20 protein-coding genes and 1 tRNA gene are annotated in these 25,514 nt (G+C 62.8%); 11 read left to right on the top strand and 10 right to left on the bottom strand.

Going from position 1 to position 25,514, the window contains the following annotated elements:
- Window positions 1–1,209 (bottom strand): OpgC family protein, encoded by a 1,209-nt coding sequence (locus AC0L26_RS05560; protein ID WP_473631660.1) that lies wholly within the window; start codon window positions 1,207–1,209, stop codon window positions 1–3.
- 255 nt (window positions 1,210–1,464) lie between these two features.
- Between AC0L26_RS05560 and AC0L26_RS05555 the strand changes: the two genes are divergently transcribed.
- Window positions 1,465–2,136, top strand: coding sequence for an alpha/beta hydrolase (locus tag AC0L26_RS05555; protein ID WP_473631659.1), 672 nt, complete (start codon window positions 1,465–1,467; stop codon window positions 2,134–2,136).
- A 12-nt stretch (window positions 2,137–2,148) separates the two neighbouring features.
- Here the strand turns inward: AC0L26_RS05555 and sthA are convergent, their stop codons facing one another.
- The gene (gene sthA, locus AC0L26_RS05550; RefSeq protein ID WP_473631658.1) at window positions 2,149–3,537 is read right to left on the bottom strand and encodes a Si-specific NAD(P)(+) transhydrogenase; all 1,389 of its coding nucleotides are present in this window, start codon (window positions 3,535–3,537) and stop codon (window positions 2,149–2,151) included.
- A 264-nt stretch (window positions 3,538–3,801) separates the two neighbouring features.
- Here sthA and AC0L26_RS05545 point away from each other — a divergent pair, with 264 nt between their 5' ends.
- The 3 genes from AC0L26_RS05545 (at window position 3,802) to AC0L26_RS05535 (ending at window position 6,198) form a co-directional block, all read left to right on the top strand.
- Window positions 3,802–4,272: an RDD family protein gene (locus tag AC0L26_RS05545; protein ID WP_473631657.1), complete on the top strand. Its 471-nt coding sequence runs from the start codon at window positions 3,802–3,804 to the stop codon at window positions 4,270–4,272.
- A 138-nt stretch (window positions 4,273–4,410) separates the two neighbouring features.
- Window positions 4,411–5,175, top strand: a complete 765-nt coding sequence (locus AC0L26_RS05540; RefSeq protein ID WP_354493793.1) for an arginyltransferase — start codon at window positions 4,411–4,413, stop codon at window positions 5,173–5,175.
- A 126-nt stretch (window positions 5,176–5,301) separates the two neighbouring features.
- The gene (locus AC0L26_RS05535; RefSeq protein WP_473631656.1) at window positions 5,302–6,198 is read left to right on the top strand and encodes a DMT family transporter; all 897 of its coding nucleotides are present in this window, start codon (window positions 5,302–5,304) and stop codon (window positions 6,196–6,198) included.
- Here the strand turns inward: AC0L26_RS05535 and AC0L26_RS05530 are convergent.
- Window positions 6,186–7,406, bottom strand: a complete 1,221-nt coding sequence (locus AC0L26_RS05530) for an AI-2E family transporter (protein ID WP_473631655.1) — start codon at window positions 7,404–7,406, stop codon at window positions 6,186–6,188. The two genes, AC0L26_RS05535 and AC0L26_RS05530, sit on opposite strands and share 13 nt — an antisense overlap.
- A gap of 251 nt (window positions 7,407–7,657) precedes the next feature.
- Complete coding sequence (parC, locus tag AC0L26_RS05525) at window positions 7,658–9,910, bottom strand: DNA topoisomerase IV subunit A (RefSeq protein ID WP_473631654.1); 2,253 nt, start codon at window positions 9,908–9,910, stop codon at window positions 7,658–7,660.
- Window positions 9,911–10,196: 286 nt separating this feature from the next.
- Here parC and AC0L26_RS05520 point away from each other — a divergent pair, with 286 nt between their 5' ends.
- Window positions 10,197–11,387, top strand: coding sequence for a hypothetical protein (locus AC0L26_RS05520; RefSeq protein ID WP_473631653.1), 1,191 nt, complete (start codon window positions 10,197–10,199; stop codon window positions 11,385–11,387).
- An 80-nt stretch (window positions 11,388–11,467) separates the two neighbouring features.
- Here the strand turns inward: AC0L26_RS05520 and aspS are convergent, their stop codons facing one another.
- Window positions 11,468–13,264, bottom strand: coding sequence for an aspartate--tRNA ligase (gene aspS / locus AC0L26_RS05515; protein WP_473631652.1), 1,797 nt, complete (start codon window positions 13,262–13,264; stop codon window positions 11,468–11,470).
- Between the two features lie 192 nt (window positions 13,265–13,456).
- Complete coding sequence (locus AC0L26_RS05510; RefSeq protein ID WP_473631651.1) at window positions 13,457–14,251, bottom strand: GNAT family N-acetyltransferase; 795 nt, start codon at window positions 14,249–14,251, stop codon at window positions 13,457–13,459.
- Window positions 14,252–14,502: 251 nt separating this feature from the next.
- Between AC0L26_RS05510 and AC0L26_RS05505 the strand changes: the two genes are divergently transcribed.
- From AC0L26_RS05505 to rnd, 3 genes are all read left to right on the top strand, one after another.
- Window positions 14,503–15,009, top strand: coding sequence for a DUF3280 domain-containing protein (locus AC0L26_RS05505; RefSeq protein WP_354493798.1), 507 nt, complete (start codon window positions 14,503–14,505; stop codon window positions 15,007–15,009).
- Window positions 15,010–15,171: 162 nt separating this feature from the next.
- The gene (locus AC0L26_RS05500; protein WP_473631650.1) at window positions 15,172–16,419 is read left to right on the top strand and encodes an MFS transporter; all 1,248 of its coding nucleotides are present in this window, start codon (window positions 15,172–15,174) and stop codon (window positions 16,417–16,419) included.
- Window positions 16,420–16,513: 94 nt separating this feature from the next.
- Window positions 16,514–17,665, top strand: coding sequence for a ribonuclease D (gene rnd, locus AC0L26_RS05495; RefSeq protein WP_473631649.1), 1,152 nt, complete (start codon window positions 16,514–16,516; stop codon window positions 17,663–17,665).
- An 18-nt stretch (window positions 17,666–17,683) separates the two neighbouring features.
- Here the strand turns inward: rnd and AC0L26_RS05490 are convergent, their stop codons facing one another.
- Window positions 17,684–18,229 (bottom strand): hypothetical protein, encoded by a 546-nt coding sequence (locus AC0L26_RS05490; protein ID WP_473631648.1) that lies wholly within the window; start codon window positions 18,227–18,229, stop codon window positions 17,684–17,686.
- Between the two features lie 25 nt (window positions 18,230–18,254).
- Window positions 18,255–19,757, bottom strand: a complete 1,503-nt coding sequence (gene guaB, locus AC0L26_RS05485; protein WP_473631647.1) for an IMP dehydrogenase — start codon at window positions 19,755–19,757, stop codon at window positions 18,255–18,257.
- A gap of 482 nt (window positions 19,758–20,239) precedes the next feature.
- Here guaB and AC0L26_RS05480 point away from each other — a divergent pair, with 482 nt between their 5' ends.
- A complete protein-coding gene (locus tag AC0L26_RS05480) occupies window positions 20,240–21,658 on the top strand; it encodes a DHA2 family efflux MFS transporter permease subunit (protein WP_473631646.1) in 1,419 nt (472 codons plus the stop codon).
- A 197-nt stretch (window positions 21,659–21,855) separates the two neighbouring features.
- Here the strand turns inward: AC0L26_RS05480 and AC0L26_RS05475 are convergent, their stop codons facing one another.
- Window positions 21,856–22,593: an RlmE family RNA methyltransferase gene (locus tag AC0L26_RS05475; protein WP_473631645.1), complete on the bottom strand. Its 738-nt coding sequence runs from the start codon at window positions 22,591–22,593 to the stop codon at window positions 21,856–21,858.
- 58 nt (window positions 22,594–22,651) lie between these two features.
- Window positions 22,652–24,016 (bottom strand): Ppx/GppA phosphatase family protein, encoded by a 1,365-nt coding sequence (locus tag AC0L26_RS05470; protein WP_473631644.1) that lies wholly within the window; start codon window positions 24,014–24,016, stop codon window positions 22,652–22,654.
- Window positions 24,017–24,304: 288 nt separating this feature from the next.
- On the opposite strand from AC0L26_RS05470, the gene AC0L26_RS05465 reads away from it, so the two are divergent.
- Both AC0L26_RS05465 and AC0L26_RS05460 read left to right on the top strand, forming a co-directional pair.
- The gene (locus tag AC0L26_RS05465; protein WP_473631643.1) at window positions 24,305–25,237 is read left to right on the top strand and encodes a lysylphosphatidylglycerol synthase domain-containing protein; all 933 of its coding nucleotides are present in this window, start codon (window positions 24,305–24,307) and stop codon (window positions 25,235–25,237) included.
- A gap of 139 nt (window positions 25,238–25,376) precedes the next feature.
- Window positions 25,377–25,450: transfer RNA gene (locus AC0L26_RS05460), tRNA-Gln, on the top strand.
- Window positions 25,451–25,514 lie beyond the last annotated feature (64 nt).

Here is a 25,514-nt window from a genome sequence, read left to right as displayed (position 1 = left end):
TTACCGGTTGATGCCTGCCGCCATGGCTCCGAAGGACGTATGGACAGGCGGCGCCTCGCTACGGGCTGGCTTGCTCCTTCCGGATTGTCCAATACCCGACAGCCATTCAAGGTAATAAGCGAGCGCGAATTGCATGGCGATGCCGGCGGCGATCAGCAAGCTGTCATAGGCAAACCCGCCCGGGTTGATCAGCTTCATCACCTGCGCCGCCATGGCGGTCACCGTGCCGGCGATGAAAACCGGCAGCGACCGTTTGCCCAATATGGCGAGCGGATGGTCGCGGCTGGTGCGGAACAGGTTCGAGAAAGAAGGAAACGCCACAATCAGGTAGCTTACCGCCAGGATGTGCAGCAGCCTCGGCAGCGACAGGAACGTCTTGTCGAAGCCGGTCAGCACTACGGGCAGGTTCAGCCACGACACGTGCCCCCATAGCGGACTGTGCACCCAGACCAATGCCGCCGCGACATAGGCCGCCGCCGCGCCGACCAACCAGCAATTGACCGGAATGGTGCCGCCGCGCCTGACATGCAGCATGCCTGCCAGGCCGATGTTGAAGAGGAACTGCCACGACAGCGGATTGAGGAACCAGAAGCCGGGCTCCGGATAGTTCGGCGGGGCGATCTGGTAAATCCCGGCAGCCAGCCACAGAGTACCCGACAGGGCGAGCGCCGCCACGGGCCTGTAGCTGATGAACAGCAGGAATGTCGGCGCCATCAGCAGCAGCACCGCGTAGACCGGAAGGATGTTGTTATAGCCGAGCTGATGGCCAAGCGTGGCGATGCCGATCAGCGCTTGCGGCGGGTTCCTGATCAACGGCTCGATGTTGATCAGCGTCAGCATGTCCGGCCGCTTCTCGAACACCGCCGCCGCGCAGAAGATGGCCACCACCGCCATCGTCGTGACGATGTGGGCGACATAGAGCACACCGGCGCGGCGCCACAATTTCAGTGTCGCCATGAGCCGGCTTCCCGGTTGGAATTTTGAGCCGTAGGCAAGCGCGACTGACATGCCGGAGATCAGTACGAAGGCCTCCGCCGCATCCGAAAAGCCGAAATTCTTGTAGGTCAGGGTTTCGAAAACCGTGCCCGGGACATGGTCGACAAATATGATGAGCAGTGCGAGCGCACGGAACACGTCAATACGCGTATCGCGCTCCAGGATACGCATATCGCGATCCGGGATACGCATATCGCGATCCGGGATACGCATATCGCGATCCGGGATACGCGTATCCCGATCCGATGAAATTGGCAGGGTCATCGATAAAAGGCCTCAAAGCTGGTTGTTCATGCCGGCATTCGATGCGGCCGCCCGGCGCACCAACTCGATTCCTCCCGCAGGAGCATATCGGCGAAGAAACGGACTGAAATGCGCCCGGTTCAATCAACTTTGAAGCAGCCCGAAAATATTCCGTTTTGAAGCCGGCAAATGAACAAAAACGGTACGAAATCAAAAGGATGCACTATGGTGAAAAAACTACCGGAAGATGGCTTTTTGCGGCGCGACCTGGCCTTTTGCTACCGTCTCTATCGACCTGTGGAGTCCAGCGGGGAATGCCTTTTTCTGCTGCATGGATCCGGTGTCGACGAGACGACGCTGGTGGCACTGGCGCGGCAAATCGCACCGCGCGCCGTGCTGGTGGCGGTCCGTGGCCGAATCGCCCAGGAGGACGGTTTCCGCTGGTTCGCGCGGATCACGCCAACGCGCTTCGAACAGCAGAGCATCCGCACGGAGGCGGACGCTTTCGCCGGCTTCATCAGCGAGGCCGCGAAGCGCCACGGTCTCGATCTCTCCCGAACGGTTTTCCTCGGCTATTCGAACGGCGCCAACCTGGTTTCGAGCGTGATGCTGCTGCATCCGGGCCTCATCGAACGGGCAGCATTGCTGCGCCCGATGCCGGTGCTCGACGAGGTGCCCCCGGCCGATTTGTCCAAAGCGCGCGTGCTGATCATCGCCGGCGCCACCGACCTCACCTATGCCCCCTTCGCGCCGGCGTTGATCGCAGCGCTCGAAGCACATGGCGCCAAGATCGAGGCCCGCACCATCGCCTCCGGCCATGAAATCGGCGATCGCGATGCTGAAATCGTCAGGCAATGGCTGGCCGACCCGGCGATCGCCATCGCGCAGGCGAATTGATGAGCCGAGGTTTTACGCTCGCCCCATCCGGTTCCAGGCATCCAGCCCGGCGATCTTGTAGGCTTCGGCCAGCGTCGGATAGTTGAAGGTGTTGTTGACGAAGAAATCGACGGTGCCGCCGAGATTGATCACCGCCTGGCCGATGTGAATGAGTTCGGTCGCGCCCTCGCCGACGATATGCGCGCCGAGCAGCCGGCGCGTTTCGATCGAGAACAGAAGCTTCAGAAAGCCGGTGTCGACGCCCATGATATGGCCGCGCGAGGTTTCGCGGAAACGCGCCACGCCGACCTCATACGCGCCGCCGCTCTCGCGCACCTGCTCCTCCGACTGGCCGACCGTCGAGATTTCCGGCACGGCATAGATGCCGTACGGAAAGGTTTCCGGCGGCGGCGGCAAGGGCACGCCGAAGGCATGGCAGGCGGCCACCCTGCCCTGCTCCATCGAGGTAGAGGCGAGGCTCGGAAAGCCGATGACGTCGCCGGCGGCATAAATATTCGGCGCACTGGTCCGGAAGGTCTGCGGATCGACCTTGATGCGGCCCCGGGAATCGGCCTCGATGCCGACCACGTCAAGGCCGAGCGCGCCGACATTGCCGGTGCGCCCCGCAGCATAAAGCACCATCTCCGAGCGTATGGTGCGGCCGTCGGCAAGCGTCACCTCGGCATGATCGGGTTTCGAGGCGATCTCCTTGACCGCACTGCCGAGCCGGATCGTCATGCCGCGGTCGCGCATCTGATGGATGAAATCGTCGACGATCTCGCGGTCGACGAAATCGAGAATAGTGTTGCGCGGCTCGACCAGCGTCACCGGAACGTCGAGCGCCGAAAAGATCGTCGCGTACTCGACGCCGATGACGCCGCCGCCGATCACCGTCAATGTCCGCGGCAGGCGCTCGAGCTCCAGCATCTCGTCGCTGTCGAAGACACGGGTCTTGTCGAGGGGTACGTCGCGCGGCCGATGCGGGCGGGTGCCGACCGCGATCAGCGCGTTGGCAAAACCCACCTCGCTGTAGTCGCCATTGTCCGCCGTCAGGCTGACCTTGTTGGGACCGATAAACTTGACTGTGGCGCGCGCACTCTTGACCGTGTTGCGCATGAACTGGTGTTGTAAAACCTCCACCTCGTGATCGAGGGTCTTATGCAGGCGCTGGATCAGATCGCCGACCGAAATGTCCTGCTTGACCCGGTAGCCGCGCCCGTAGAAGCCGCGCTCGCGCCAGCCAGAGAGGTTGAGCACGGTTTCCCGCAGCGTCTTCGACGGGATGGTTCCAGTATGCACTGAAACGCCGCCGAGGCGCCGGCCCCGGTCGACCACCAGCACGGATTTTCCGAGCTTGGCCGACTGCACCGCGGCACGGCGCCCGGAAGGTCCGCTGCCGATGACCAGCATGTCGTAGTCCATGTCGCCCGCCCTGCCCCTCGTCGTTCAAAATGCCAGAGCGCCCCTTGCGTGTCCAAAGGGACATGCCGGCGCTCCAGGCACACTATGTTGCACCGCAGCAAGCTAACGCCATCCGCGTTGCAAATTCAACCGATCCTGGCTGCGTTCGACGCTTCTTGCAGTCGCCTGCCGAAAACGGTTCGATCTTGATTCCGCCGCAAGACTTCACCATTTCAACACCAGGCGGCCCGCACACTATTCCGGGCCTGATTACGAGGAAATGACATGAACGCGCGCGTTCTCGACGGCGAAATCATCACCACCAGGCTCGACGACGTCAGGGCCTATGACGGCGTGCGCACGCGGCGTGTTTTCGCCTTCATCATCGACTATTGCATCGTTGCGCTGCTCACCATCCCGTTTGCGATCCTGGTGTTCTTCCTCGGGATTTTGACGCTCGGCCTCGGCTGGATGCTGTTTTCCGTCCTCGTGCCGGCCGTCGCCATCCTCTACATCTGGAACACGCTTGGCAGCGCCGACCAAGCTACGACAGGCATGAAGATGATGGGCATCCGGCTCGACCGCCTCGACGGCACCAGCATCGACGGGCTCACGGCCGTGGTGCATTCGGTGCTGTTCTGGGCCGGCAACGTCATCCTGACGCCGCTGGTCCTTCTGGTATCGCTGTTTGCCGACCGCAAGCGCACGCTGCACGACCTGCTGCTTGGCACCGTGGTCAACCGCAGTGACCGCTGAGACGGCGTTTCACGAGCTCCCGCGAGCGTTTATCTGCGAAGTGAAGGCATCCGATCGTCGGTGCCTTCACAATCCTGTTGAATTTTTCGCCGGGCGCGCCAAAGGTAGAGCGATTCGTAGGAGTGTTTCCAAGGTTCGATGACGCAGCATCCGACCCAGTCGCCGCAGTTCTTCCTGACCGCGCCGTCGCCGTGCCCGTATCTTGAGGGCCAGTTCGAGCGCAAGGTGTTCACGCATCTGGTCGGCGACAAGGCGCCGGAGATGAACGACCTCTTGACGCAAGGCGGTTTCCGGCGGTCGCAGAACATCGCCTACAGGCCGGCCTGCGAGACCTGCCGCGCCTGCGTTTCGGTACGCATCCTGGCCCAGGAGTTCACCGCCAGCCGCAACATGAGGCGGGTGATACAGCACAATTCAGACCTCATCGGCGCCATGCACGACGCGCAACCGTCCACCGAGCAGTATTCGCTGTTCCGCAGCTATCTCGATGCCCGCCACCGCCGCGGCGGCATGTCCGACATGACGGTGCTCGACTACGCCATGATGGTCGAGGACACCCATGTCGACACCAAGGTCATCGAATACCGGCGCCGCGGCCCCGACAGCTTCATCACCGGCAAGGGCCAGGGCGAGCTGATCGCTGTGGCGCTCACCGACAAGATGGCCGACGGCCTGTCGATGGTCTATTCCTACTTCAATCCGGACTTCGAAGACCGCTCGCTCGGCACCTTCATGATCCTCGACCACATCGCCCGCGCCAGGGCGATGGGCCTGCCCCATGTCTATTTGGGCTACTGGGTCAACGGCTCGCGCAAGATGAACTATAAGATGCGCTTCATGCCTCAGGAGCATCTCGGCCCGAAGGGTTGGGAACGCTACGACCACGAAGCGGTTTCGCGCTGATCCACTCTTTCGCCAATCACCCTTAAGACTTTCAAGGAGGATGCTGCTGGTTTTCGGCCGCTTGGCTGGAAGCACAGACGCTTGGCCAATTTTGCGCCGCCTCCACATCATTGCGAGAATTGCCGCATGTCGTCCCACAACGATCACCAGAAGGGCCTTCTTATCACCGCCATCGGCGGGCTGACCCTGACCATCGACATCCCACTGATCCGCCTCGCAGACGGCGGCGCATGGACGATCCTCCTGCTGCGCACCGGCACTACCTTGGTCGCAGCGCTGATCATCTGGGCAGTCTGGCGCTCGCTGAGCCGGAACGCGCCGCAGCTCATCCCCGGCTGGTCGGGGCTGATTGTCGCCATATGCTACGGACTGACTTCGGTTACCTTCGTCACCAGCATCTATTACACCACGACCGCCAATCTGGTCTTCATCCTGGCCTTCAACACCGTGTTCGCGGCACTGCTGTCCTGGGTGTTCCTGAAGGAGCGGCCGCGACTGGTCACCGTGGCCGCGATGCTGGTCATGATCCTCGGTGTTGCGATCATCGTCGGCGATTCGATCGGCACCGGGCACCTGTTTGGCGATCTGATGGCGCTGTGCTCGGCTTTCTTCATCGCTCTGGCTATCACCATCTCGCGCGCCAGCGGCAAGGACATGGGGTTCACATCGCTGATCGGCGTCGTCCTGCCCCTGGCCGTCGCGGTGTTCATGGTCTCAGGCGAAGGCCTTCAGGTGAACGCGCCGTGGTGGATCATCTTCAACGGCGCCGTCATCATGCCGATCTCGTTCTTCTGTCTCGCCAACGGGCCGAAATATATTTCGGGACCGGAAGTGGCGATGTTCTATCTGCTCGAAACCGTGCTGGCGCCGGTCTGGATGTGGATGATCTTTGCCGAAACGCCGTCGCGCAACAGCCTGATCGGCGGCGCGATCCTCACCGTCGCGCTGATCGCCCATTCGCTATGGCAGCTGCATGAGGGGCGCAAGCGCAGCGCAACCCTTGCGGTCAGTCACCCGGCCTGAGTCTTCCTCGCGGCAGGGTGCTCAGCGACGATGTCGATCTGCGCCGGAGCACCTTCCATGTCCGCCGGCGCTGCTGGAGCAAGCTCGTCGGCCAACTCCACCTCGCGCAGCCATTCACGCCAGATCGCGACCAGCAATGCCATCAGCACCGGACCGATGAACAGGCCGAGAAAGCCCATCGTCTTGACGCCGCCGATCAGGCCGAAGAAGGTCGGCAGGAACGGCAGCTTTATCGGACCGCCGACCAGTTTCGGGCGCAATGTCTTGTCGACGATGAACAGCTCCACCGAGCCCCAGATGAACAGCGCCAGCCCCGCCATCAGCGAGCCACTGGCGGCGAGATAGATCGAGACAAGCGTGAACGACAGGGGGGCGCCACCGGGGATCAGCGCCATGATGCCGGTCAGCGCGCCGAGCGTCACCGGCGACGGCACGCCGGCCAGCCAGTAGGCCACGCCCAGCACCACCCCCTCGCCGATGGCGATGATGGTCATGCCGGTCACCGTCGAGGAAATCGTCGCCGGTACGACGCGTGAAATCCGCTCCCACCTTGCCGGCAGGATGCGCTCGCCGAGACGGTCGATCTGCCCAGCGAAATGCTCGCCGTCGCGATAGGCAAAGAACAGCGCGATCATCATGAACAGCAGCGCCAGCAGAAGGCCGAAGGCGCTGCCACCGGCGGCCAGAACGCCGCGATAGATGCTGCCGATGTTGGCGCCGCTGATCAGCTGGATCAGTTCGCCGATACCACCGGGATGGCCGAGATTGCGCGTCCACTGCTCGTTCAGCCACTCGCCCACCACGGGCAGCGTGGCGATCCAGTGCGGCGTTACCGCGCCTTCGCGATTGGTCTCGATCGCCCAGCCCACCCATTCGCGGACTTCGTTTGTGGCGTAGGCGCCGGCGAAAGCGATCGGCACCACCAGGAACGTAAGGATGAACAGGATCGCCAATGTCGCAGCGATCGTGCGGTTGCCGCCGACACCAGCGAGCAACCGCCGATAGAGCGGCCAGCTGGCAAAGGCGATGACGAGCGCGGCCAGCACGGGAACCAGGAAACCATGAAAGAAATAGACCCCTGCGGCGACGATCAGCACCAAAAGCCAGCGCGCCGCCGACAACGGCGGAATGACGGCGGATCTGAGCGGCGTCGACAAGCCAAACAGGCGTTGCTGCCTTTCCGGTTTGTGAATCCCAGCGTCCTTCAAATGCCCATTTCTCCCAAACGGCTTATGTAGCGATACTTATGCACTGATATAGTGCAGCAATCGTGACGATAGTCCAAATGTCTAGGTATCTCCCTCCTTGAGGGGGAGATGACCGGCAGGCCAGAGGGGGTAGCCGCGCGTGAAGCGCCGGTCCCCAGTCCACTATAGAGGTCGAAGAGGTCGCGTCAGGTCGTGCCGACCCCCTCTGTCGCCTTCGGCGACATCTCCCCCTGGAGGGGGGAGATTAGCGGCTACCCGAATTTCCCGGTCCTCGGGAATCCCTTCGGCACCATGCGGCCGGCCGAGGCTCGGGCGCCGATCCATTCGATCAGCTCTTCGCGCGACTTGACGAAGGTGCGGTCGGCCGAATCCTGCCAGGAGAGACCCGCCGCAAGCGTGAAGGTCTTGAGGTCGAGGACGCCGCCATCCTTGTATTTCTGCAGGCGAACGCCCTTGCCGCGCCCCATCTCCGGAATCTCGGCGAGCGGGAAGACCAGCATCTTGCGGTTCTCGCCGACGATGGCGAGATGGTCGCCGTCGACCGGCACGCAGCGCTGAGCCTCGTCTGGTGCCTTGACGTTCATCACCTGCTTGCCCTTGCGGGTGTTGGCGACGACCTCTTCTTCCGGCACGATGAACCCATTGGCGTCATGCGACACCAAGAGCAGCTTGCGCTTGGGATCGTGGACAAAGGCGGTGACGATGTCCTGGTCGTTGTCCATGTCGACAATGATGCGGATTGGTTCGCCATGGCCGCGCCCGCCGGGCAGCCGGTCGGCGCCGATCGTGTAGAACTTGCCGCCGGTGGTGAAGACCAGCACCTTGTCGGTGGTCTGGGCGTGGAAGGCGAGCTTGAGGCTGTCCCCCTCCTTGAAAGTCAGCAATGAATGATCGGTCAGGTGACCTTTCATCGCCCTGAGCCAGCCCTTTTCCGAAACGACCACGGTGACCGGCTCGCGCTCTATCATGGCGTGCGCAATGTCGGTCAGATCATGTTCGGGGGCGTCGGCGAACTGGGTCCGGCGCTTGCCGAGCGTGGTCTCCGGTCCGAACTGGTCGCGGATGCTGGTGACTTCCCACTTGATCGTCGCCCACTGCTTGGCGTCCGACGCAAGCAGCGCCTCGATCTGCTTTTTCTCGGTGGTGAGGCCGTCGAATTCCTTGCGGATCTCGAATTCCTCGAGCTTGCGCAGGGCCCTGAGTCGCATGTTGAGGATGGCTTCGGCCTGGTTGTCGGTGAGCGACCAGCGCGCCATCATCACTTGCTTGGGCTCGTCCTCCTCGCGGATGATCCTGATCACCTCGTCGATGTTGAGATAGGCGATCAGATAGCCGGCGAGGATCTCCAGCCGCCTTTCGATCTCGCCGAGCCGATGCTTCGAGCGGCGGATGAGCACCTCGCGGCGGTGCTCCAGCCATTCCTTGAGCACGCCTTTCAGCGACAGCACGTTGGGTATCTTACCGCGCGACAGGACGTTCATGTTGAGCGGAAAGCGGCTTTCGAGCTCGGTCAGCTTGAACAGCGATTCCATCAGGATGCCGGGGTCGACCGAACGGCTCTTCGGCACCAGCACGACGCGGATGTCCTCGGCACTCTCGTCGCGGATGTCCTCGAGGAGCGGCAGTTTGCGCGCCATCAGAAGCTCGGCGATCTTTTCGATCAGCCGCGCCTTCTGGACGCCGTAGGGGATTTCGGTGACGACGATGCTCCAGGTGCCCCTGCCCTGGTCCTCCTGGCCCCATTTCGCCCTGACGCGGAAACCGCCGCGGCCTGTTTCGTAGGCTTCGAGGATTGAGGCGCGGCTGTCGACGATGATGCCGCCGGTGGGGAAGTCGGGACCTTGGACAAAGTCCATCAGCTTGGCCACCGGCGCGTCCGGATGCTCGATCAGGTGTAGGGCGGCGTCGCAAAGCTCGGCGGCATTGTGCGGCGGGATCGAAGTCGCCATACCGACGGCAATGCCGGACGAGCCGTTGGCAAGCAGGTTCGGGAAGGCGCCGGGCAGCACGACCGGCTCCTCGTCCTCTTCATTGTAGGTTGGCCGGTAGTCGACCGCATCTTCGGTGATGCCGGACAGCAGCTCGGTCGCCACGTCGGTCATACGCGCTTCGGTGTAGCGCATGGCGGCAGCGTTATCGCCGTCGATATTGCCGAAATTGCCCTGGCCGTCGACCAGCGGATAGCGCATCGAAAAATCCTGCGCCAGCCGCACCAACGCGTCGTAGATCGACTGGTCGCCATGCGGATGGAACTTGCCCATCACCTCGCCGACGATGCGGGCGCATTTGGCGAAGCCCTGGTCGGGGTTCAGTCTCAGCAGCCGCATAGCATGCATGATGCGGCGATGGACCGGCTTCAGCCCGTCGCGCACGTCCGGCAGCGCCCGGTGCATGATGGTCGACAGCGCATAGGCGAGATAGCGCTCTTCCAGCGCTTTCTTCAGATCGACCGGCTCGATATTGTCGCCGCCGCCATCTCCAGGCGGCAAAAGCCTTTTTCCCATGGGCTGGAACTAGCCGAGCGGGTGATTCGCGGCAAGAGGCGCTTGAATTGCGAGGCGCCTCCTGCAACACGAACTGGACGTACTGCAGCATCGGCCAACATCAACCGGTTACATCCCGCTTCTATGGCAAGCGCGATAGATCGGGGCCGCAATGGATGGGATTTGCCTTTCGCCCTGGTTTTCGACCATTGTGCTGGAGAACGCCTTTTTCCCGTCCAGTTCGTCACGGAAGGGTGACGGCGCAAAGAATTGAAAACAATCTTCAGGACACGCTCAGGGAACCGCGATGACGATCAGACGCTCGACACTCAACAAGCTCGCTTTTTCGACCTTCCTGCTGACGCTGCCGCTGAACGCGGCCTTCGCGCAGGATGCTGCGGTCGCCGACCGGCTGAAGGCGGCTCTCGCCGCCCAGGGCGTCGAGATCTCATGGACGGGGGTGACGGGCGATGCCTCCAGCATGGTGCTGCAAGGCGTCGCCGTCAAACCGGCGGCCGAAAAGGAGGCGCTCAAGCTCGGCGACGTCACGCTTGAAGGGGTGACCGAAGCCAATGGCGGTTATGAAATCAAAACGGTCTCGACTGCGGCGTTCCAGCACAGCGAGGACGGCATCACACTCGACCTCAGCCCCTTTATCATCCACGACATGACGGTTCCGGCTGACGGCGCCACGGGTCCGCTGGGCTCGCTGATGATGTACAAATCGGCAGAGCTCGACAAGATGACGGTCAAGGTCGCCGACAAGACCGCCTTCTCGATGGACGGGCTTGCCATCGAAATCACGCCGCCGGCCGACGGTAAAGCGATGGAATTTTCGGGAACCACGGAAAAGTTCAATGCCGACCTGACGCTGGTCGAGGACCCGAAGTCGAAGGACGTGATCAACGCACTCGGCTACCAGAACATATCAGGGAACCTCGAAATGGCGGGCACCTGGCAGCCTGCGGACGGCAAGATGGAGCTGTCGAAATACGACATCTCCGTCGACAATGCCGGAACGCTCGGCATGACCTTCGGTCTCGGCGGCTACACGCTTGACGTCATGAAGTCGCTGCAGGAGATGCAGAAGAAGTTGGCGGCCCAGCCCGAAGGGGCCGACAATTCGGCGCAAGGCATGGCCATGCTCGGCGTCCTGCAGCAGCTTTCGTTCAACAGCGCTTCGATCCGCTTCGAAGACGATTCGCTGACCAACAAGGTGCTGGACTATGTCGGCAAGCAGCAAGGCATGTCCGGCAAGGATATCGCCAATCAGGCCAAGGCGATCGTGCCCTTCGGCATGGCGCAGCTCAACAATCCCGAATTGACGGCGCAAGTATCGGCTGCGGTCGGCAAATTTCTCGACGATCCAAAGAGCCTCGAGATCCTGGCCAAGCCGCCGGCAGCGGTGCCGTTCGCGCTGATCATGGCGGGTGCCATGTCCAACCCGGTGGACCTGACAAAGACGCTTGGCGTGACAGTCAAGGCGAACGAGGACTGAGCGGAGCGATCTGTTGAAAGCGAAAAACCCGGCAACGCTGCCGGGTTTTTTGAATCAACAGGTTCGGTTGCGAGAGGTTCTTAAACCTCTTTCTTGGTCGCCACCACGCGCAGCGACAATTCGCGAAGCTGTTGCGGGCTGGCTTCCGACGGCGCGCTCATCAACAGATCATAGGCCTGCTGGTTCATCGGGAACATCGTCACCTCGCGCAGGTTTTTGGCGCCGACCAGCAGCATGACGACGCGGTCGATGCCGGCCGCCATGCCGCCATGCGGCGGCGCGCCATACTGGAAAGCCCGGTAGAGGCCACCGAAGCGTTCCTCGACCGTTTCGCGATCCAGCCCGACAGTCTCAAATGCCTTGACCATGGTCTCGGGCAGATGGTTGCGGATGCCGCCCGAGGCGATCTCGAAGCCATTGCAGACCATGTCGTACTGGAATGCCTTGATGCCGAGCAGATCCTCGCCCTTGAGCGCCTCGATGCCGCCCTGCGGCATCGAAAACGGGTTGTGGGCGAAATCGATCTTCTTCTCGTCCTCGTTCCATTCGAAGAAGGGGAAGTCGACGATCCAGCACAGTTCGAAGCGCTCGCGGTCGACGAGGTTCAGCTCCTCGCCGGCGCGAGTGCGTGCCGCACCCGCGAAGGACACGAATTTCTTCGGGTCGCCGGCGACGAAGAAGGCAGCATCGCCATCGGCAAGGCCGAGTTGCAGGCGGATCGCCTCGGTGCGCTCCTCGCCGATATTCTTGGCCAGCGGCCCCGCCCCTTCGAGCTTCTCGCCTTCCTTGCGCCAGAAGATGTAGCCGAGACCGGGCTGGCCCTCGCCTTGCGCCCAGGAATTCATACGGTCGCAGAAAGCACGGCTGCCGCCGGTTTTTGCCGGAATGGCCCAGACCTCAGCCTTGGGGTCGTTGGCAAGAATGTTGGCGAACACCTTGAAGCCGGAATCGCGGAAATGATCGGAGACGGCCTGCATCTCGATCGGGTTGCGCAGGTCCGGCTTGTCGGTGCCGTATTTGCGCATGGCGACGTCGTAGGCGATGCGCGGAAATTCCTGCGTCACCGGCTTGCCGTTGGCGAAGGTCTCGAAGACCCCGCGCATGACCGGTTCCATGGTCGACAGCACGTCGTCCTGCTCGACGAAACTCATTTCGAGGTCGAGCTGATAGAATTCACCCGGCAGACGGTCGGCGCGCGGGTCCTCGTCGCGGAAGCAGGGTGCGATCTGGAAGTAACGGTCGAAGCCCGACACCATGATCAGCTGCTTGTACTGCTGCGGCGCCTGCGGCAGCGCGTAGAAAGTGCCGGGATGGATACGCGACGGCACCAGGAAGTCGCGTGCGCCCTCAGGCGACGAGGCGGTCAGGATCGGCGTCGAGAATTCGGTGAAGCCGACCTCGCCCATGCGCTTGCGCATCTCGGCGATGATTCTCGTGCGCGCCACGATGTTCTTGTGCAGCGTGTCGCGGCGCAGATCGAGGAAGCGGTATTTGAGGCGGATGTCTTCCGGGTAGTCCGGCTCGCCGAACACCGGCAGCGGCAGCTCCTTGGCCGCCGACAGCACTTCGATCTCGCGTGCGAAAACCTCGATCTCGCCGGTCGGCAAATTGGCGTTGGCGGTTTCGGCCAGGCGCGCCTTGACCTCGCCGTCGACGCGGATGACCCATTCGCCGCGCACCGTCTCGGCAACCTTGAACGCCGGCGAATCCGGGTCAGCGACGATCTGGGTCAGGCCATAATGATCGCGCAAATCGATGAACAGCAGGCCGCCATGATCGCGCACGCGATGAACCCAGCCCGACAGGCGAACCGAAGAGCCGACGTCGCTCTTCCTCAATTGGGCACAGGTATGGCTGCGGTAACGATGCATTGTCATTGGTAAGTCCGGATGTTGATTGCGGCCAAGGCATGATGGCCAGGCCCGAAAATTTGCGCGAAAAGCACATGAGAGGCCGCCTTTGTCAAGGCGGACGGCGCTAGGGCAGCATCTCAGGTTGGACTTCGGCTCTCGCCCTAGGCGATCATCGCTCGGAATAAGCCGCGATCCAACATCGACCGCCCATGGCGGTCAGCGGGTGAAGCGCGCACTATCGCCAGGCGTAGCAACCCCACACACGACAGCGGGATCGCGACGAAGCCCGCATGATTCCACCATTCGCCGGGATGGTACGTTCGAGGCTGACACGAGCTCGTAGATGTGCGTCGCATGCAGATCGCGAAACACACTGACGATCATGCGAGCGTTGATGTAGTTGCCGAGCCCTCGGCCCCTCTGCGATTGCGCGACCGCAACCAGTCCACCCCACGCATATCGGTGATAGGCGCTGTAGAGATTGTGAGCCAAGTAGCCATGCGCGGTTGCCGCGACGGTACCCGTCTTGTCGCCCGCCACTACCGTCGTCGCCGGTCCCAGCATTCCGGCCAGCAGCGACCCCGAAAATGGCACTACGCCCGACGCCGCCATGAACGCCTGGATGCGGGCCGTATACTCATCATCCGGCTCGGTCGGCTTGCCTTGATCGAGAAGTCCGTCGGGCAGCCCCCGATCGATAATTGCCTCCGACGCCGCCAAGGCACTTGCCCGGTCGGCCAAGAAAACGTCCCAGGTATCGAAGCGGAAGCCCCCTTTGGCCAATCTCGACTTCAGCTCATCCGCCTTGCTTGCTGGTATCATACGAAAGCCGCAGATGCCGTCGCGATTGAGGATCTTGTCGATCAGCTCCCACCCGAACCGATCGGGATCATCGCACCCCATGGTGCGCCCGGTCTGGCACGCGCCGGGGGTCGCATTGATGAAGTCGACACTCGCCTCAGCCTGAGCTTGCAGGCGTTGCTGAACCTCTGTGCCGAAATAGCCTGACATGGGAAGTCCCCGCGTGACGTGCCTATGAGGTATAGAAAGCACGATGGAATATACAGGTGATCGGAGCCTCTATGTAAGTCCGACGATCGCCGGCTATTTTACTGCCTCGCTCCTTTTCCTCTGGCGATCTCGTCCCAGTAACTGTGTAAAAACTCCACGCCACAGCCAAAGCGTAGCATTTCTTCTGCTTTGATCGTGATTAGGCTGGTCAAGCCGTGTACAATGGCCGTCACATTGATGGGAGGACTGCCATGCGCATTCGCACATTGACTGTCCTGATGACGCTGCTTGTCGGCACCTGCACATTTGCCCACGCCCAGCAGACAAAGCCGGCATCAATCGAGGTATTTCCTTTCGAATTGGAGGACAAGAGCGCTGGGGCGGGGATAATTCCTCCTGACGAACACGATAAGCGCTATCTGTCCGAGTCGGCACAAATGGCGAAGGACATGCTTTCCAAGTCCGGGCGTTTCACAATCGTCGATGTGCCAGCGAAGGGCGAGCAGCCGGGTGCACCGCACGGATTGCGCAACTGCGGGGGCTGTGAAGGCAAAATTGCCAAAGAGCACGGCGCGTCTCTTGCCTTGCTTGGCGTCGTAACGCGCGTCAATCGAACAGAGCATACCATGTTCATTCGCATTCTTGACGCCGAAACCGGGAAACCTGTTTTGCAAGGCTTTACCGATCTTCGCATGGGTCCGAACTACGCGTGGCCCCGCTCGGTGAAATGGCTGATGACAAACAGAATTCTGCGGTAGGGACAGCCACCCAGTGCGCCCTCGGGAGTGCGAAAGACCGCTCCCAAGCCAAAACTCAAGCTGAGAAACTGATTGCCGGTGCTGGCCCGCTAATCGCCGGGAATTGTCGCTGGCATTGGCGCGGACGATGGTTCAAGAAGGATCAACGACAGGCCTTCCTTCATGTCCTCCATGCGCCCGCTGATCCCGCTTCTTATTGCCGCCGGCATCCTGCTCGGCGGCAATGGGTTACAAAGCACCTTGATCGCACTGCGCGGCGCCCAGGAAGGGTTTTCGGCCTCGACCATCGGCCTGATGGGCACGTTCTATTTCGCTGGCTTCCTGCTCGGCTGCCTCGCCGTCACCCGTATCATGAAGGCGGTCGGCCACGTGCGCGCCTTTTCCGCGCTGGCGGCGATCGCTTCGGCGGGAACATTGCTTCTGGTGCTGGTCGTCGACCCGGTCATGTGGTGCGCGGTGCGCTTTGCCGGCGGGTTCTGCTTCGCCGGTCTGTTCACCATCATGGAAGCCTGGCTCAATTCCGGGGTCGCCAACAAGGACCGCGCACGGGTGCTGGCCATCTACCGGATGGTCGACATCGGTTCGGTCACAGGCGCACAGTTCCTGATCCCGATCTTCGGCGCCGGCGGTTTCGCCATCTTCGCCATAATGTCGATCATGATCACGCTCTCGCTGGTGCCGGTCTCGCTCGGCGACCGCTCCAACCCGACCCCGCCGGAAGACGTCAAGCTCGACCTGGCCCGCGTCTGGCGGATTTCGCCGCTCGGCTGCTTCGGCTGCATCGCCGTCGGCGTCACCAACAGCGCCTTCCGCACATTGTCGCCGGTCTATGCCGAGCAGATCGGCATGTCGGTCGCCGACGTCGTCACTTTCGTCAGCGTCGGTATCTTCGGCGGCGCCATTATCCAGTACCCGCTCGGCTATCTGTCGGATCGCTGGGACCGGCGTTCCGTGCTGCTGATCACGACGTGCTGTGCGATGTTTGCCGCGCTGGCATTGGGCTTCATGGCGGGCAGCAATCCATTCCTCAATTTCCTGATCGTCTTCATCTTCGGCAGCTTCGCCATGCCGCTCTACTCACTGTCGGCGGCGCACTCCAACGACCGCGCCGACAAGGGCGAGTTCGTGCTGATCAACGCGGCGCTGATGCTGTTCTATTCCTTCGGCGCCATTGGCGGGCCGTTCGCGGCCTCGACGGCGATGCAGTATTTCGGGCCAAGCGCGCTGTTCGTGTTCACCGCCATCGTCTACGCCATCTTTATCGTCGTCATCGTGTACCGGATGCAGGTACGATCCGGCGTGCCGGCAGGTCATCGCAGCCGTTTCATCGGCCTGTTGCGCACATCGACGGTGTTCGCCCGGCTGGCCAAACGCAACGACGATCCCGACGGGCCCGGGAAGCACCGATGACGGCCCCATATGTCTTGAACCCGGGGCTGCGGCTTGACGAAAGCCCGCGCGGCTGAAATTGAAGGAGACCTTACCCTTTGCCAAAAGCGATTTGATGCACGTCATCACCACCCAAGAAGAACTCGAGACCGCTGTTGCCGCGTTCGAAAAGTCGGATTTCGTCACCGTCGACACCGAATTCATTCGCGAGACGACGTTTTGGCCGATCCTCTGCCTGATCCAGATGGCGGCGCCCGGCGTGACGGCGCTGATCGATCCGCTGTCACCCGACATCGACCTGAAGCCGTTCTTCAGGCTGATGGCCAACGAGGCCGTCGTCAAAGTCTTCCATGCGGCGCGCCAGGACATCGAAATCATCGTTCATCTCGGCGATCTGGTCCCGCATCCGGTGTTCGACACCCAGGTGGCGGCGATGGTTTGCGGCTTCGGCGACAGCGTCTCCTATGACCAGCTTGTCCAGAAGATCACCGGCGCTCGGCTCGACAAGTCCTCGCGTTTCACCGACTGGCGCCATCGGCCGCTTTCCGACAAGCAGCTCGACTACGCACTTGCCGACGTCACCCACTTGATCGAGGTCTACCAGCACCTCAGCGCCGAACTGGTGCGGGAAAACCGCGCCCATTGGCTGAACGAGGAGATGGAGGTGCTGACCGCGCGCGAAACCTACGATCCGCATCCGGAGGACGCCTGGAAGCGGCTGAAGATGCGACTGCGCAAGCCGCAGGAGCTGGCGATCGTGCAAGCAGTTGCGGCATGGCGCGAGCGCGAGGCGCGCGAACGCGACGTGCCGCGCGGCCGGGTGCTCAAGGACGATGCCATCTACGAGATAGCCCAGCAGGCGCCGCGCGATGCGGCAGCACTCGGCAAGCTGCGTACCACTCCGAAAGGCTGGGAGCGCTCAGTGACGGCAACGGCGCTACTTGGCGCGGTCAACACAGCGCTTGCCTTGCCGAGGGAGAGCATGCCGAAGCTGCCGAAAAGTTTTCAGCCGCCCGAAGGTTCCAATGCCGCCGCGGAACTGCTGAAAGTGCTGTTGCGGATCGTCGCTGAAAAGGAGGGCGTCGCTTCGAAAGTGCTGGCCTCGAGCGACGACATCGACCGCATCGCGGCCGAGGGCGAGGACGCCGACGTGCCGGCCCTGCAAGGCTGGCGACGCGCCGTGTTCGGCGAGGCCGCCCTCAAGCTGGTGCGCGGCGAGATCGCGATCAAGTTCGACAAGCGCAAGATCGCAGTGTTCGATTTGTAGGCTTGAGCCTGTTTGGCCTTAAGTTCGGCGCTGTTTCTGCCCCACCAGAAGAAAAACCGCGATGACGATCACCGGTATCGCCAGGAGCGCGAATTTGGTGACGATCAGCGCCGAGGCTAAGGACAGCGAATCCGGATTGGCCGACAGGAAATCCGAGAGCAGGCGGGCGACCGCGAAGTTCTGCGCATAATCAGCAAGCGTATAGGGCAGCACCAGGACAAGCGCGAACAGCGACTGGAGCTGCGCGGGCAGCGCCCGAAAATTCTTCAGCCGCCGTCCCGTGGCCAGGATCAGGCTGACCAATGTCAGCGACAGCAGCGCCGGGAACAAGAGGTCGAAGGTCAGATAGTGCCAGACCAGAATGATCTCGCTGCCGCGCCGGCCGAGCGCCGTCAGCCAAGCCATGCCCTCATCCGGGGTGAAACCGGTCCAGCGCATATCGAGCGACGGCAGGCCATCACTCAACTGGCGGAAATAGAGGAACTCCATCGCCGTCATGGCGATGAAAACCGCCACGCAGGCAAAACAAAGTGCTGCAGCGTGGCGCGACAGCCGCAGCATCATTGCCGTCAGGCTTCGCGCAAGCTGGTCAGGCTCCGCCGGGGTAATTCGGGCTTTCGCGGGTGATCGTGACGTCATGGGCGTGGCTTTCACGAAGTCCGGCGTTGGATATGCGTACAAAGGTGGCGCGGTCGCGGAAATCGGCAAGGTCGCGACCGCCGACATAACCCATAGCGGCTTTCAGGCCGCCCGCAAGCTGGTGCAGTACGCCGGACACAGGTCCTTTGTAAGGCACCTGCCCTTCAATGCCTTCCGGCACCAGTTTCAACGTGTCGCGCACCTCGGCCTGGAAATAGCGATCGGCTGAGCCGCGGGCCATGGCGCCGACCGAGCCCATGCCGCGATAGGCTTTGAACGAGCGGCCCTGGTGCAGGTAGACTTCGCCCGGGCTCTCGTCGGTGCCGGCCAGCAGCGAACCGATCATGGCGGCACTGGCGCCGGCGGCGAGCGCCTTGGCGAGATCGCCGGAATATTTGATGCCGCCATCGGCAATGACCGAGACGCCCGATTTCTGCGCCGTCTCGACCGCCGACATGATTGCCGAAAGCTGCGGCACGCCAACGCCGGCGACGATGCGGGTGGTGCAGATGGAACCCGGCCCGATGCCGACCTTGACCGCGTCGGCGCCGGCATCGATCAGCGCCAGCGTGCCTTCTGCGGTGGCGACGTTGCCGGCCAGGATGCGGACCGAATTGGACAGTTTCTTGGCCCGCGTCACCGCGTCGAGCACGCGTTGCGAGTGGCCGTGCGCGGTGTCGATCACCAGAAGGTCGACGCCGGCGTCGATGAGGCGCTCGGCGCGCTCGAAGCCGTCATCGCCGACGCTGGTGGCGGCCGCCGCGCGCAAGCGCCCCTGTACGTCCTTGGTGGCGTGCGGGTTGAGCTGCGACTTCTCGATGTCCTTGACGGTGATCAGCCCGACGCAATTGCCGTCGCTGTCGACCACGACCAGCTTTTCGATGCGGTGCTGGTGCAGGAGCCGCTTGGCCTCGTCCTGATCGACGTTCTCCTTGACCGTGATCAGGTTCTCACGGGTCATCAGCTCGTAGACCTTTTGCCCCGGATCGGAGGCGAAGCGCACGTCGCGATTGGTCAGGATGCCGACCAGCCGACCGACCGTATGCCCGCCGGCGCCGCCATTCTCGACCACGGGAATCCCCGAGATGCTGTAGGTGCGCATCAGGCCCAAGGCGTCGGCGAGCGTCGCATCGGGGCCGATGGTGACGGGGTTGACCACCATGCCGGATTCGAATTTCTTCACTTGCCGCACCTGCTCGGCCTGTTCGGCCGGCGAGAAATTGCGGTGGATGACGCCGATGCCGCCGGCCTGGGCCATGGCGATGGCAAGGCGCGCCTCGGTGACGGTGTCCATGGCGGCGGAGAGGATCGGCACGTTGAGGTCGATGTCGCCGGCGATGCGGGTGCGGATATCGGTCTCGCCGGGCATGACCTCGGAATGACCCGGCTGCAGCAGCACGTCGTCAAAGGTCAGCGCCAATGCGCCCGTGGACGTTTCGATAATTTTTGCCATGGCCAGCCCTCGGAATGCATGAAAAGCGCTGGACCGGATGGACAGCGCCGACTCGTCTTCTTCCCTTTCAGGATTGGCGCTGGCTCGTAACACGTCCCGTCGCCGATGAAAAGCCGATTGGTTGTGCACGGCAGGATCGGCAGGGCGATGAGGGCGGTGCCGACGGCGAGAATTTGCAGGGACGCCAGCTTTTGCTGAAGTGACTAGCACATCTGGCCTTGCTTTGTGACGGCAGTTATGCTAGGAATTTATTCATGGTGCTGATTTGCGCCATCGACCTGCCGCCGAGGCGGGTTTTATTTGGGCGCCATTTTCCGCAGGCTCCGAACCGGCACGTTTGCCAAGCGTCGCGCAAATGTGACGGCAAATTAAGGCGACATCCGACCTGACCCGTGGTAACCGCCCTGCGTGTCGGCTTGCCCCCTTTGCCCCGAGGGACTGCCAAGCAATCGGCGGCGAACATTCAAATCCGGACGTGCTCCATGAACCGCACCATTCCGCTCATCCTGGCGGTCGCCCTTTTCATGGAGAACATGGATTCGACCGTCATCGCGACCTCGCTGCCGGCGATCGCCATCGACCTGCAGACCAGCCCGGTCGCGCTCAAGCTGGCGCTGACCGCATATCTGGTGTCGCTGGCGGTGTTCATTCCGATCAGCGGCTGGATGGCCGACCGCTTTGGCGCCAAGAACGTGTTTCGTGCGGCGATCGCCGTGTTCATCGTCGGCTCGGTCGCTTGCGCCGTGTCCAATTCGCTGCCGGATTTCGTGATGTCGCGCTTCCTGCAAGGTATTGGCGGCGCCATGATGACGCCGGTGGGACGCCTTGTTCTGGTGCGCGCCACGCCGAAAAGCGAGCTTGTCGCGGCCATGTCCTGGCTGAGCATTCCGGCGCTGGTCGGGCCGCTCGTCGGCCCGCCGGTCGGCGGTTTCATCACCACCTACTTCACCTGGCACTGGATTTTCCTGATCAATGTGCCGATCGGGCTGATCGGCATCTGGCTGGCCACGCGTTTCCTGCCGGAAACCGAAGCGGCGCAAACGCCGCCGCTCGACTTCATCGGCTTCGTGCTGAGCGGGCTGGCGGCATCGGGCATCGTGTTCGGCCTGTCGGTGGTCAGCCTGCCCGCCTTGCCGCCGATTGCCGGCTTCCTTACCGTGGCGGTCGGGCTGGTGTCGGCCGTGCTTTACCTTCTGCATGCGCGCCGCGCCAGGAACCCGCTGCTGGCGCTCGAGCTGTTTCGCAACCAGCTGTTCCGCGCCTCGGTCCTCGGCGGCGGACTGTTTCGCATCGGCATCGGCGCCGTGCCGTTCCTTTTGCCGCTGATGTTCCAGATCGGCTTCGGGCTGACGCCGTTCCAATCGGGAATGATCACTTTCGTGGCGGCGATCGGCGCCATCGGCATGAAATTCGTCACTGCGCTGATCTTCAGGGTCGCCGGGTTCCGCCGTGTGCTGATCTTCGGCTCGCTGATCGCGGCGGCGACGATCGCCATCAACGGCCTGTTCACGCCGGAGACACCCTATCTGCTGATCCTCGCCGCCCTGCTCGTCGGCGGCTTCATCCGCTCGATGTTCTTCACCGGCATCAACGCGCTCGCCTATGCCGAGATCTCGACCGCCGACACCAGCAGGGCAACGCCGATCGCCGCGGTCTTCCAGCAATTGTCGATCGCGCTCGGCGTGGCGCTGGCCGGCGGCATCCTGGAAGTGTCGACGACAATCCATGGCGGGCCGCTGACGCTGAGCGACTTCCACATCGCGTTCTTCATCGTCGCGGCCGTATCGGCGGCCGCATCGCTGTCGTTCATGCGGCTGGCGCCGGACGCCGGCAACGCCGTGTCGGGCTATGGCGGGCTGACCGCGCCCAAGGCGCTGGAGGTGGACCCACCGGGGAGTTGATCCCCCAGCTTCGTCATCCCAGGGCGGAGTGACCGCGAAGCGGGAGCGCAGACCCTGGGATCCATGCCGTGACATCAGAGCGTTGCTGCGGTGCAGAATGGATTACATGGAATGACCGATCGCTGAAGGCCTCTTTCTGCTCGCCAGTGCCCTTCGGCTGATGTAACGGCATGGATCCCAGGGTCTCCGCGACGTCGCTACGCTCCTGCTCCGCCCTGGGATGACGAAGGTGGGAGTTCTCGCCCCTTAAAATCCTTCGCCAGCAAGTAAAGCTCCACCGACTCATCCCGCGAGGCTGGCGGCTTGACGTGATGAACCGAGCGGAAATTCTGCTTGAGCCTCGAGAGCAGCTCGTTTTCGGCGCCGCCCTGAAACGTCTTAGCGAGGAAATGACCGCCCGGCTTGAGCACCGACAGGGCGAAGTCGGCCGCCACCTCGCACAGATACATAGTGCGGATGTGGTCGGTCCGCTTGTGACCGGTGGTCGGCGCCGCCATGTCAGACAAGACGATATCCGGTTGGCCACCCAGCGTTTCGGCGAGCTTTTCCGGCGCCTGCGGGTCGAGAAAATCCATCAGCAGCACCGGCGCGCCCGGCACCGCGTCCATTTCGAGATAGTCGATGCCGACGACATGCGGGTGTTCGGCCGTCGACTTCGTGCGCGCGGCGGCGACCTGGCACCAGCCGCCGGGTGCCGCGCCAAGGTCGATGACCTTCATGCCGGGCTTGAGCAGATGGTGCTTGTCGTCGATCTCGATCAGCTTGTAGGCCGCGCGCGAGCGGTAGCCGTCGGCCTTGGAGCGTTGAACATAGGGGTCGTTGATGTGACGCTGCAGCCAGCGGCGCGACGATTCCTTCAGGCCGCTTTTCTTCTTGATCCGCGTCTTCAGCACGCGAATGCTGGCAGAGCCTGGTTTTTCCGGTTTCTTGGTCATTGCTTAATTACTTGTTTGAGCATGATCTTTTCCGAAAACCGGTTGCCACTTTTCGGGATCATGCTCTGCCACGCCCACTGTTGCGCCAGACACCGTCATCGGCCATCAATTCGCTCAATATGCCTTCGCGCAGGCCGCGGTCGGCTACGCGCAGCCGCTCCGACGGCCACACCGCACGGATCGCTTCCAGGATGGCGCAGCCGGCCAGCACCAGATCGGCGCGATCCGCGCCTATGCAAGGGTTGGCGACGCGCTGCTGAAAGTCCCAGCCGACCAGCTTTTCAACCATGCGGTCGACGCTGTCGCGGTCCATCCACAGCCCGTCGACCCGGCGGCGGTCGTAGCGTTCCAGGTCAAGGTGAACGCCGGCCAGCGTCGTTACCGTGCCCGAGGTGCCGAGGAGATGGAATTTCGGGCTGGCGAGCACATGGCTCAGCCGGTCACGCCCGTCAAAGGCGTGCAGGCGCACGGCCACATCCTCGACCATGGCGGCAAAGATCTCGCGGGTGACGGTGCGGCCGCCGAAGCGCTCGGCCAGCGAGACCACGCCGACCGGCAGCGACGTCCAGGAGACGATATGGTTGGCAAGCCTTGGCGAGCGGTGGCCGGTAAGATCGATCAGCGCGATTTCCGAGGAGCCGCCGCCGATGTCGAATAGGACGACGCCTTGCGTGTCGCGGTCGACCAGTGAGCCGCAGCCCGAAACCGCCAGCCGCGCCTCGGTCTGGCGGTCGATGATCTCGAGCTTCAGGCCCGCCTCGCGCTCGACGCGGTCGAGGAACTCGGCGCCGTTCGCGGCCGTGCGGCAGGCTTCGGTGGCGATCAGCCGGGCCTTCCTGATCTTGCGGCTGCGCAACTTGTCGCCGCAGATCTTCAGCGCCTCGACCGCGCGGTCCATCGCCGGCTGCCCGAGCCGGCCATTGGCGGTGAGGCCCTCGCCCAGCCTGACGATGCGCGAAAACGCGTCGATGACGCGGAACTGGCCGTGGCGCGTCGGCACTGCCACCAGCAGCCGGCAATTGTTGGTTCCGAGGTCAAGTGCGGCAAACACCGGCAGTTCCTGTGCCGGCGGGCGGCGAATGCCCTGCTCCGGCCTTGCCTGCGGAGGCAAAGGCACGACGATCGCCTCGGGCGGATGACTGGCTGGAGCGCCGGTAGCGACGGGCGCCGACAGTCCGGTCGCTGCGAGCTGAGCGTCATCGCGCACAAAAACCTTGCGGCCGCGCCGGCGTTTGCGCCGCTTCCTGGTTTTGGCCTTCTGGCCATTCTGGTGCTGGGACGTGTCGCCGGCCTGGCCGGACCAAGCCTGCACCGGGCGGCCATTCTGCCGGCCGGCGGATGGGCTTGCCTGACCGGACGGCGGCGGCGAAGCCCTGGACACGCCCACTTCCGGCGCGCCGGCGCCGGTATCGTGGTCTTCCACTTCAGTTCCTTCCGGCGCCGCGCGAACCGGAGACCGGACGCAGCAGGCGCTGTCAAATGTTCTAAGTTGCCGCCAGACTAGCAGCGCCGGGCCGGATCACCAAGAGCGCAGGAGCCGAATTTTCCCGTCGGCATGAGGTGGCGGCAGAAGAGCCGCGCCTTCGCGGTTGAATAGCCGGCTTCAATAAGGCATTTCTGAAATGAGGGGATGGAACATCCGGAACGGCGGACGGTTTTCCTGACGCGAACCGGAAAGGGCAACGGGGCTGCAACGCATGATCGTCACACGATGAATTGGAGGCGCTATTTCTGGCCGGTCGTCGGCGTTGCGGCGGTCGTCTTCTCGCTATGGCTGCTGCTGCATGAGCTGCGCGGCATTTCGCTCGACGACGTCTGGGACGGCATCGTCGCCATCCCGGCCCGTGGCTGGGTGTTTGCTGCGCTAAGCTCGGTCATCGCCTATGCGTCGCTGGCCGGCTACGACCACATCGCGCTCCTGCATATTGGCAAGCGAGTTTCTTGGCTGTTCGTCACGCTGTGCTCCTTCACCACCTACGCGCTGTCGCACAATATCGGCGGCTCGGTATTTTCAGGCGCCGTGATCCGCTACCGCGCCTATGGCACAAGGGGGCTCACCGGGCAGGATGTGGGCGTCCTGGTGGCGATCTGCTGGATCACCTTCGTGCTGTCGACGATCCTCGTCTCCGGCCTCGTGCTGGTTTTCGAGCCTGAAATCATCGACCGGTTCTCCGGCGTACCGCATCATGGCCTGACCGTAGCCGCGGGCGTGGCCATGCTGCTGCTGGTGGCGGCCTATGTCTTCGGCAGCTGGCTGCATCTCAGACCGCTGAAGATCGGCAGCTTCCAGGTCCACTATCCGGCGCTGCCGATCGTCGCACGGCAATTGCTGATCGGCCCGATCGAGCTCCTGGCGGCGGCAGCGATCATCTTCTTCGCCCTGCCCGCAGCTGGCAATCCCGGCTATTTCGTCGTGCTCGGCGTCTTCCTGGTGTCGTTCTCGATCGCCCAGATCTCGCATGCACCGGGCGGGCTCGGCGTGTTCGAGGTCGTCTTCCTCGCCGGCCTGTCGCACATGGACCCGGTCGGCGTGCTGGCCGCACTGCTGGTGTTCCGGCTGTTCTACCTGATCATCCCGCTGGTGATAGCGCTCGGCGTCGTGCTGTATTTCGAGCACTCGCAGCTTGGCCGGGGTGAGAAGTGAGATGCCGCGCCTGAAAGACCACGATCGAAACGTGGTGAATTGAGAGCATCGGCAGGCTTGACTATTTTCCGGCGGCGGCTACAAGGCACGCGCGGCGACATCGTCGCCCTGCCGCGTGGTTTTCAACAGCCGCGCCTGCTGGGGAATAGGTTAACGGTAGACCCACGGACTCTGACTCCGTTAGTCCTGGTTCGAATCCAGGTTCCCCAGCCATCCATTTATCTTTTATAAACCAATGATTTAGCTCAGCCCGCTTCCCAAGATGGCCGTCCAGGAC

It is taken from the genome of Mesorhizobium sp. WSM4823 (genome assembly GCF_055811195.1).
The sequence above is the reverse complement of the archived record's forward strand: the minus strand, read 5'-3'. Positions and strand labels throughout refer to the sequence as shown.